Annotated in this window: 8 protein-coding genes; 6 read left to right on the top strand and 2 right to left on the bottom strand. The window is 71.5% G+C overall.

The features are described from left to right. On the bottom strand, nucleotides 1-1,229 hold a 1,229-nt coding region (locus ABT288_RS47675), incomplete at its 3' end, for a S1 family peptidase (protein ID WP_351622737.1). A gap of 199 nt (nucleotides 1,230-1,428) precedes the next feature. Between ABT288_RS47675 and ABT288_RS47680 the strand changes: the two genes are divergently transcribed. The 5 genes from ABT288_RS47680 (at nucleotide 1,429) to ABT288_RS47700 (ending at nucleotide 8,452) form a co-directional block, all read left to right on the top strand. Further along, on the top strand, nucleotides 1,429-1,842 hold the full coding sequence (locus ABT288_RS47680) for a PaaI family thioesterase (protein WP_351622719.1): 414 nt from the start codon (nucleotides 1,429-1,431) through the stop codon (nucleotides 1,840-1,842). Nucleotides 1,843-2,294: 452 nt separating this feature from the next. Further along, entirely contained in the window at nucleotides 2,295-2,510 is a 216-nt protein-coding gene (locus ABT288_RS47685) for a type A2 lantipeptide (protein WP_351622722.1), read from the top strand. A 101-nt stretch (nucleotides 2,511-2,611) separates the two neighbouring features. Continuing rightward, nucleotides 2,612-3,418, top strand: coding sequence for an HlyD family efflux transporter periplasmic adaptor subunit (locus ABT288_RS47690; protein ID WP_351622725.1), 807 nt, complete (start codon nucleotides 2,612-2,614; stop codon nucleotides 3,416-3,418). Next, on the top strand, nucleotides 3,415-5,634 hold the full coding sequence (locus ABT288_RS47695; RefSeq protein WP_351622728.1) for an NHLP family bacteriocin export ABC transporter peptidase/permease/ATPase subunit: 2,220 nt from the start codon (nucleotides 3,415-3,417) through the stop codon (nucleotides 5,632-5,634). Before ABT288_RS47690 ends, ABT288_RS47695 begins: the two co-directional genes overlap by 4 nt. Before the next feature lies 1 nt (nucleotide 5,635). Continuing rightward, on the top strand, nucleotides 5,636-8,452 hold the full coding sequence (locus ABT288_RS47700) for an NHLP bacteriocin export ABC transporter permease/ATPase subunit (protein WP_351622731.1): 2,817 nt from the start codon (nucleotides 5,636-5,638) through the stop codon (nucleotides 8,450-8,452). Between the two features lie 22 nt (nucleotides 8,453-8,474). Here ABT288_RS47700 and ABT288_RS47705 read toward each other — a convergent pair whose 3' ends face one another. Next, a complete protein-coding gene (locus ABT288_RS47705; RefSeq protein ID WP_450857944.1) occupies nucleotides 8,475-9,353 on the bottom strand; it encodes a YhjD/YihY/BrkB family envelope integrity protein in 879 nt (292 codons plus the stop codon). 191 nt (nucleotides 9,354-9,544) lie between these two features. Between ABT288_RS47705 and ABT288_RS47710 the strand changes: the two genes are divergently transcribed. Continuing rightward, a partial coding sequence (locus ABT288_RS47710; protein ID WP_502973014.1) for an MGDG synthase family glycosyltransferase occupies nucleotides 9,545-10,043 on the top strand: 499 nt, incomplete at its 3' end.

Genomic DNA, 10,043 nt, shown 5'->3' on the forward strand with positions numbered 1-10,043 from the left:
GACGGGGCGGCGGAACCGGACTGGTCGCCCCCGCCCGCCGAAGCCGACGGCGCGGCGGAACCGGACTGGCCGCCCGCGCCGCCCGCGGCGTTGCCGCCGCCGAGGGTCGCGCCGGTGGCCTGCAGGGCGGCGGTGACCGGCTGGAAGAAGGTCTGGCCGCCGCTGGTGCAGTCGCCGCTGCCGCCGGAGGTGAGGCCGACGGCTCCGCCGTCCTGGGTGAACAGGGAGCCGCCGCTGTCGCCGGCCTCGGCGCAGACGTTGGTCTGGATGAGGCCGTTGACGGTGTCGGTGCCGCCCGGGACGGTCTCGCTCGCGAAGTTCACGGTGGCGTCGAGGCCGGTGACCTGGCCGTTGTGCAGACCGGTGGTGGAGCCCATGCGGAACACGGTCTCGCCGACGGTGGCGTCGGCGGCCTGGGTGATCTGCACGGTCTGGCCGTTGCCGGCGTTGACCGTGCTGGACGTCTGGGTGGTCTTGTCGTTGTACTTGACGAGGGAGAAGTCGTTGCCGGGGAACTTGGCCTGGTCGACCGTGGCGATGGGCTGGCCGTTCTGCGAGTCGGACCAGTCCTTGGCCGCGACTCCGCAGTGACCGGCCGTCAGGAAGGCGGGGCTGCCGTCGGAGGCGGTGACGTTGAAGCCGAGGGAGCAGCGGACGCCGCCCTGCTGGGTCTGGGCGAAGATGGCGTCGCCGCCGGCGACGAAGGTCTTGAAGGTGCCGGCGGACTTCGTCAGCGTCGCCATGCCGGAGCCGAGGCTCCGCACGGTGGACTGCAGTCTGTTCCACTTGGCGCCGGTGACGGTGGAGTCGGCGGTGACGACGACCTTGTCGGTGCGCGGGTCCACGGCCCAGGAGGTACCGGGGATCGTCGCCTTGGTCTTCAGCGTCGTGGCCGCGGCCTTGAGCTCGCGGGTGCTGTTCTGCACCTGACGCGCGACCGCGCCCGCCTTCTTCACCTGCGCGACGACGTTGTTGTCGCCGCCGACCACGTTGACGACGAGTTGCTGCTTGCCGCTGTCGAAGTACGACCCGGCGACGGCGTCACCGAGAACCTTCTGCAGCTGGGCAGCGAGGTTCGAGGCCTGCGTGGCCTTCAGCGTCCTCGCTGTGCCGGTGGCACCGGATGCCTGGTTCTTGTCCTGTGAGGCCATGGCGTTGGGCAGCAGGATGGCCGCCGCTCCGAGCGCCGCGACACCGCCCACCGCTATCGCCGCCTTGCGCTTGGGCATTCGCTTGTGACTCAAACTTCTCGACCTCCTGGGGACGGGGGTCTGCCGCTTGCGGGCAGTTCGTATCGGGGCGCCTGGATGGCTGTACGTACGCACCGGCCGTGCGGTGTGTTCAATTCCGTTTCCCAACGGCCGTGCCGGGCGGGCGAATCGGCCACCCTGCGCGTGTCACGGCGAGCGGCCGGGAACAATCCCCCATATGACGATGACCCCCGCCGAAGCCGACAAGATCCTCTCCGCCAACTTCGCCCCCTGGGTGCTCGATCTCGGGCTGACCGTCGAGGCGCTGGGCGAGGACCGGGCCGTGCTGCGACTGCCCTGGTCGGAGCGGCTGGCCCGGGAGGGCGGCGGGCTGTCGGGGCAGGCGCTGATGGCGGCCGCCGACACGGCGACGGTGATCGCGGTGTCCGCCGCGCGGGGCGGCTTCGTGCCGATGACGACGGTTCAGCAGTCGACGTCGTTCCAGCGGGCGGTGACCGGTTCGGATGTCCGGATCGAAGCGGTCCTGACGAAGCTGGGCCGCCGGATGGCGTTCGCGGACATCACCCTGAGCGACGCGGGTTCGGGCGCGCTCGCGGCCCGGGCGAGCACGGTCTACGCCCTTCTGGGCTGACACGTTCCGCTACCGATCAGTAACGGTCCGTTCCGTGCTCGATGCGGAATCGCTGCTTCAGGGAATCTGCACATTGAATACTCAACCAAGTCACTGACGACCGGGGATCTGCACATTCGCGCGCCCCTGGTCACTCCTTTGGCGCGGAGTGCCGGATTCGCGATCCGGCAGGCAAGCCTTCGTACGCGACGATGCCGTGCGGCATGTGAAGGAGTGGCCGACATGTCGTGCACACGCCTGCACGGATGACGCCCGTCCCGAGCCAAGTGCCCTGGTGAGGGCCCTGGTTGATTGGAAGCGCCCGCCACCTGCGTGCTTTGATCCATCGCACCGCGGGGGTCGCGGCGGGCTCCCGGAGACGGGGGTCCGGCGCCCGCGGTCGCGGCCGTCCATCTGTCCCCAGAGGGGGCCGCTCCCCCTTGTGAAATATCCATAGGAAGGGAAGTTCCATCATGAACTCCACCCCCCAGGTCGAGACCGTCGAGATCTCGGACGCCGAGCTGGACAACGTCTCCGGCGGTCTGTCCCTGAACACCCTGAACACCGTCACCGGTGCCGTGAACGGCATTGCCCCGGTCTCCGGCACGGTGGACACGGCCATCGGCACCGTCGAGGGTGTCACCGGCCTGAACGTCCAGCCGGTCACCAACCTGGTCGCCGGTCTCTGATCGCACCTCGTTGCATCGAAGGTCCCGGAGCCGTCCCTCGGCTCCGGGGCTCATCGATGCCCTGAAACACCAGCGTCTCTCCCACAGGTGAGGGAAGTTCCGTGCAGTTCCGCCAACAGGCCCTCGCCAAGCTCCAGTCGCCCGAAGAGCTCGATCTTCCGGTCCGGCTGGCCCGCCCCCAGGGGTGGCTCGCCCTGGGCGTCACCGTCGTCGTCATGGCCGCGGCCTCCGTCTGGGCGGTGACCGGTTCGGTCGCCTCCACGGTGAGCGCACCGGCCGTCCTCACCCACGGGCAGGGCAGCTATCTGCTGCAGAGCCCGGTGTCCGGCCAGGTCACGGCCGTCCTCGCCCAGCAGGGCGAGCGGCTGCCCGCGAACGCCCCGGTCCTCAAGGTCCGTACCACCCAGGGCGATGCGGTGGTCCGCGCGGTCGCCGCGGGCCGGGTCACCACGCTCGCCGCCACCATCGGGCAGATCATCCAGACCGGCACCGATGTCGCCGCCGTGGAGAAGGTCGCCCACGCCTCCGACCCGCTGTACGCCACCGTGTACGTGCCCGCCGAGAACGCCGCCGCCATCCCGGCGCACGCCTCCGTCGACCTCACCGTGTCCTCGGTGCCGGCACAGAGCTACGGCGTGCTGCGCGGCGAGGTGAAGTCGGTGGACCGCACCGCGCAGTCCGCCCAGTCGATCTCCGCGTTCCTCGGTGACAGCCAGCTCGGGCAGCAGTTCACCAGCCGGGGCCGCCCGGTGGCCGTGCTGGTCGCACTCGACAGGTCGGCGAGCACGAAGAGCGGTTACCGATGGTCCACCACCGACGGACCGCCGTTCCGGCTCGACTCCATGACGCTCGCCTCCGGTTCCATCAAGCTGGCCGACCAGCACCCCGTCGATTGGCTGCTGCCGTGACCACCACGCAGGAACGCGGCCGCAGACGCGCCGCACCGGCCAAGCGCCCGGTCCCCAAGCCCCGTGGCGGCCCGGTCCGTACGCCCACCGTGCTCCAGATGGAGGCCGTCGAGTGCGGCGCCGCCTCCCTGGCGATGGTCCTCGCGCACTTCGGCCGGCACGTCCCGCTGGAGGAGCTGCGTATCGCCTGCGGCGTCTCCCGCGACGGCTCGCGCGCCTCCAACCTGCTGAAGGCGGCCCGCAGTTACGGCCTGACGGCCAAGGGCATGCAGATGGACCTGGCCGCCCTCGCCGAGGTGCGGGCACCGGCCATCCTCTTCTGGGAGTTCAACCACTATGTCGTCTTCGACGGCATGGGCCGCCGCTTCGGCCGGCGCGGCGTGTACATCAACGACCCCGCCAAGGGCCGCCGTTTCGTGCCCATGGAGGAGTTCGACGGCAGCTTCACGGGTGTCGTGCTGGTGCTGGAGCCGGGCGACGGCTTCACCAAGGGCGGGCGACGTCCCGGCGTGCTCGGCGCGATGCCGGCCCGGCTGCGCGGCACCGCCGGCACCCTGCCCGCCGCCGTCCTGGCGAGCCTGCTGCTGGTCGCGGTCGGCGCCGCGGTGCCCGCGCTCAGCCGCACCTACATCGACACGTTCCTCATCGGCGGCCGGACCTCCCTGCTGGGCGTGCTGTTCGCCTCGATGGGCACCTGCGTCCTGCTCACCCTGGTGCTGACCTGGCTCCAGCAGGCCAATCTGCTGCACGGCCGGATCATCTCCTCCACCCTCTCCAGCGCCCGCTTCCTGCGCCATCTGCTGCGGCTGCCGGTGACGTTCTTCGCCCAGCGCTCCCCCGCCGACCTGGTGCAACGCCTGCAGTCCAACGACCAGGTCGCCGAGACCCTGGCCCGCGACCTCGCGGCGGCCGGCGTGGACGCGATCGTCGTCGTGCTCTACGCCGTCCTGCTCTACACCTACGACCCGCAGCTGACGTTCGTCGGCATCGGCGTCGCCCTGTTCAACGTGGTCGCCATGCGGCTGGTGGTACGGCTGCGCGCGACGCGGACGGCCAAGCTGCGCGCGGACACGGCACGGCTCACCAACACCTCGTACACCGGTCTTCAGCTGATCGAGACGATGAAGGCGACCGGCGGCGAGGACGGCTACTTCCGCAAGTGGGCCGGGCAGCACGCCACCACCCTGGAGGAGCAGCAGCGGCTCGGGGTGCCGAGCGCCTGGCTCGGGGTGGTCGCGCCGACGCTCGCCACGTTCAACAGCGCGCTGATCCTGTGGATCGGCGGCCTGCGCGCGGTCGAGGGGCACATCTCGGTGGGCCTGCTCGTCGCCTTCCAGGCGCTGGTCACCCGGTTCACCGCACCTCTGACCCGGCTCAACGGTGTCGCGGGCCGCATCCAGGACTTCGCCGCCGACGTGGCCCGGCTGAAGGACGTGGAGAACTTCCAGGCCGACCCGCTCTACGCCCGCCCCGGCGGCGCCGACTCCACGCGCCGGCTGCACGGGCACGTGGAGCTGGAGAACGTCACCTTCGGCTACAGCCCGCTGGACAAACCGCTGCTGAGCGGCTTCGACCTGACGGTGGGACCGGGTCAGCAGGTGGCGCTGGTCGGCGGCTCCGGCAGCGGCAAGTCGACGGTGTCCCGGCTGATCTCGGGCCTGTACGCGCCGTGGGACGGGGTGATCCGCATCGACGGCCGCCGGCTGGAGGACATCCCGCGCGGCGCGCTCGCCGCCTCCGTCTCCTTCGTCGACCAGGACGTGTTCCTCTTCGAGGGCTCGGTCCGCGACAACGTGGCCCTGTGGGACCCGTCGATCCCCGACGAGGCCGTGGTGGAGGCACTGAAGGACGCGGCCCTGTACGACGTGGTGATGCGCCGGCCCGGCGGCATCCACAGCAGGGTCGAGCAGGACGGCCACAACTTCTCCGGCGGTCAGCGGCAACGGCTCGAGATCGCCCGGGCCCTGGTCCGCAGGCCGAGCATCCTCGTCCTGGACGAGGTGACCAGCGCGCTGGACGCGGAGACCGAGCTGGTCGTGATGGACAACCTGCGCCGGCGCGGCTGTGCCTGCGTGGTCATCGCGCACCGGCTGAGCACGGTCCGCGACAGCGACGAGATCGTGGTGCTGCAGCACGGCACGGTCGTGGAGCGCGGGCGGCACGAGGAACTGGTGGCGCACGGTGGCGCGTACGCCGCGCTGGTCAGGGAGCGATGAGATGACGACCGTCGGCGAAGGTGACCTCGTTCTCGGTGCGCTGGGCTCCATGGGCACCCGCATCGACTGCGCGGGCTTCAACCGGCTGGACCTGGAAGGCCCACAGGTGCTGTGGCTGGTCACGGCCGGCGCCCTGGACCTGTTCGCGGTGGACGCCGCCCAGCAGGGTCACTGGCACCACCTCGGCCGGCTGGAGCCGGGCGCGCTGCTGCTCGGCCCGGTCGCCGGGCCCCAGCACACCCTGGTGGCCCGCCCGGTCCGGGACTGTGTGGTGCACCGGATCAACCTGCGCGAGCTGTACCAGCCGGCGAACACCCAGACCTGGTCCTACGACGAGTACGGCAACCCCCAGTACGTACCGCCGGCCACCAGCCCGCTGGAGTACGCGGTCGCCCTCGGTGTCGGCCGCGGCCTGTCCGTCCTGTTCCAGGCTCCGATGGCCGAGGAGCGGTCCCAGGCGCCCACCGACGACGACGTGTTCTGGATGCAGGTGCCGCCGGGCAGCGTCCAGTACGGCGCGCTGTACGGCGCGGAGGCCACCGCCGACCTGCTGATGGACCCGGCGCTGTGGCAGTCCATGGTCGACCAGCAGTACCGGCTGCTGACCGCGCTGGACCGGTGGATAGAGCAGCTGGAACGCACCCACGAGAACCGCACGGCCGCCGGGATCAAGGCCGGTGAGGCCGTGCGCGCCCAGGCCGACCAGACCCTGCTGGCCTCCATCGGCAAGCGCTCGGCCCGCCGGACGACCGCAGCCGACGCCGACGCCGGTCATGCCGCCTGCAAGCTGGTCGCGGAGGCGGCCGGGATCAAGCTCGCCGAGCCCGCGCAGAGCGGCACCGAGAGCGAACGCCTCGACCCCGTCGAACGGGTGGCGCTCGCTTCCCGGGTGCGCACCCGTGCCGTACGGCTGCAGGGGCGCTGGTGGCGGGAGAACGTGGGCCCGCTGGTCGGGCACCGGGCGCTGTCGGGCGCACCGGTCGCGCTGCTGTGGCGGCGCGGCGGGTATGTGGCCGTGCACCCCGGCACCGGACGCGAGACGCCGATCGAGAAGGCGAACGCGGAGGAGTTCGAGCCGCGCGCGGTGATGTTCTACCGGCCACTGCCCGACAAGGCGCTGACGCCGTTCGGTCTGCTGCGGTTCAGCCTCCAGGGCACCCGCGGCGACCTGCTCGGTCTGCTCCTCGCGGGCCTGGTGACGGTGGCGATCGGCGCGCTGGTGCCGGTCGCGACCGGCAAGGTGCTCGGCGAGTACGTGCCGACGGCGCAGACGGGCCTGATCGTCCAGGTGTGCCTGGCGGTGATGGTGAGCGGGGTGGTCGCGGCGGCGTTCACGCTGCTGGAGAACCTGTCCATCCTGCGCCTGGAAGGACGTATCGAGGCGGCCCTGCAACCGGCCGTCTGGGACCGGCTGCTGCGCCTGCCCACCCGCTTCTTCACCCAGCGCTCCACCGGTGAACTCGCCAGCGCGGCCATGGGCATCAGCGCCATACGACGGCTGCTGGCGGGCGTCGGACCGGTGGTCGTGCAGTCGCTGACGGTCGGCGCGATGAACCTGGGCCTGCTGTTCTGGTACAGCCCGTCGATGGCCCTGGCCGCCCTCGGCATGCTCGTCGTCATCGCGGCCGTGTTCCTGGGGCTGGGGCTGTGGCAGGTGCGCTGGCAGCGGAAGCTGACGGTGCTCGGCAACAAGCTCAACAACCAGGCCTTCCAGACCCTGCGCGGCCTGCCCAAGCTGCGCGTGGCGGCGGCGGAGAACTACGCGTACGCGGCCTGGGCGCGGGAGTTCGCGCGCAGCCGGGAGCTGCAGCAGAAGGTCGGCCGGATCAAGAACCTCACCACGGTGCTCGGCGGGATCTATCTGCCCGTGTGCACGCTGCTGATGTTCATGCTGCTGGCGGGCCCGGCGAGGGGCGCGATGTCGGCGGCGGACTTCCTCACCTTCAACACCTCGGTGACGATGGTCCTGACCTCGGTCACCCAGTTGACCGGCTCCTTCGTCTCGACGGTGGCCGCGCTGCCGCTGTTCGAGGAGATCAAGCCGGTCTTCGAGGCGACCCCCGAGGTGCGGACGTCGAGCACCCGGCCGGGGCCGCTGTCGGGTGGGATCGAGGCCCGCCGGCTGTCCTTCCGGTACGCCGACGACGGCCCGCTGGTCCTGGACGACGTCTCCTTCGCCGTGCGGCCGGGCGAGTTCGTGGCGGTCGTCGGCCCGAGCGGCTGCGGCAAGTCCACCCTGCTCCGCCTGCTCATCGGCTTCGACAAGCCGGTCTCCGGCAGCATCCTGTACGACGGCCAGGACCTCGCGGCGCTCGACCAGTCGGCGGTGCGCCGTCAGTGCGGCGTCGTGCTCCAGCACGCGCAGCCGTTCACCGGCTCCATCCTGGACGTCATCTGCGGCACCGAGCCGTACACGCCGGAGGAGGCGATGGCGGCGGCCGAGATGGCGGGGCTCGCGGAGGACATCAAGCGGATGCCGATGGGCCTCCATACGATCGTGGCGGGCAACGGCGCGATCTCCGGCGGCCAGCGGCAGCGGCTGATGATCGCCCAGGCCCTGATCCGGCGCCCGCGCATCCTGTTCTTCGACGAGGCCACCAGCGCCCTGGACAACGACACCCAGCGCATCGTCATCGACAGCACCCGCAAGCTGAACGCCACCCGCGTCGTGATCGCGCACCGGCTGTCGACGGTCCTGGACGCCGACCGGGTGATCGTGATGGAGGAGGGCAAGGTGGTCCAGCAGGGCACTCCGGCCGAGTTGCTCGCGGACACCACGGGCCGGCTGCACGAACTGGTGCGCCGCCAGCTGACGTAGCGTCCGCGGCGGCCGGGCGCGTTCAGTACTTGCCCCGGCGCGGCCCCCGCTCCTCGTCTCCCCGGTCGTCGTGGGTCGGCGTCCAGTGGTGCTCGCAGAACCAGCGGCCGAACAGGGCACCGCCGTAGATGACGAACCCGACGCCGATCAGCCAGGACTCGACCACGAGCACGGTGCCGACCGCGCCGTAGCTGAGCGCGTTGGTGACGATGAGCGGGGTGAAGACGAGGTAGGAGAAGGCCCGCAGGCCGGCCAGGCCGAGGACGGTGGCGAGCGCGCCGGGCAGCAGGGAGCGCCACTGGATCTGGCCGCCCAGCAGGAACCGCTGCCCCCACCAGAAGAAGAGGATGCCGCTCACCGCGGACAGCGTGATCCGCTGGCCCCCGTGCAGCGCGTTCTTGGTCGCCACCTCCTGGTAGAGGTAGGCGGTGAGCACCACCAGCCAGGTCGCCTGCCGCCAGACCCGGTGCCAGGGGCCGGAGGCCAGGCCCCAGATGCGTTCGTAGGCGTTCTGCACGCTGCCGCCGAAGGAGACGCCGAAGACGGCCAGCAGGACACCGCCCCAGATGCTGGTCGTGCCGATGACGTTGCGCGGCGGGCTGATGACGTCGGTGATCACATGGGCGGACCGGCCGGACAGGCCCATGCCGTCGGTGAGCCACGAGGCGAAACCGCCCCGCACCAGGGGATCGGCGGCGGCGACCACGATCAGCAGCGGCGCCAGCGTCACCAGCGCCAGGGTGGCGAACCCCATGGCCCGGTGCATCAGTTCCAGCTCACGGCCGCGTTCGAGCAGGGCTCCGGCCCTGAGCCACTCCCAAGCGCGGTGCAGGCCGCGCCGCCACCGCCTCACGGCTCCTCCCGTGCTCGCCACCCACACGCTCTGCTGAAGCCGATTCATCCATCCCGGCGGGCTCCGGGCAACTCACGTGGCTGCCGTGTCGTGACTTCACGGTACGGCGACACGGCGGCGGAGTGACCGGTTTGCGGGCGGCGTCCACCGGAGAATCGGACCCCGTGCGTACTCCTGCCGAGGTGCCCTCCCCCCAGCCGTCGGTCGGCCGGCGGCGGCCGCTGATCCTGAGCGCGAGCATGGGCGCGGGTCACGACACCGTGGCCGCCGAACTGGCGCGCCGAGCCGTGGCGCGCGGACAGGAGCCGCAGGTGGCGGACGTCCTGCGCCTGCTGCCGTACGGCCTGGGCGACGGTCTGCGCCGCGCCTACCAGGCCTCGGTACGGCACTTCCCGTGGGCGTACGCCGGCGTCTACGGCGCGTTCCTGCGCGGCGGCAGGGGGCCGCGCCCCAGCGGGGTGCCGCTGGCCCGGCTCGCCGCCGCCGGGCTGACGGAGCTCGTGGAGCGGACCGACGCCGATGTGGTGGTTCCGGTCTTCCATCTGGCCGCGCAGCTCACCGGTCATCTCCGGGCCCGGGGCCGGCTGCGGGTGCCGAGCGCGGTGTTCCTGGTCGACTTCGCCGTGCACCGGCAGTGGCTGCATCCCGGCAACGACCGCTACCTGTGCCTCACCGACGGGGCGGCGGCCGAGGTGCGCCGGGCCCTGGGCACGCCCGCTGTGACGACCGGCCCGGCGG

Origin of the sequence: Streptomyces sp. NPDC001093 (genome assembly GCF_040298985.1) — a bacterium.
Taxonomy (GTDB): Bacteria; Actinomycetota; Actinomycetes; order Streptomycetales; family Streptomycetaceae; genus Streptomyces.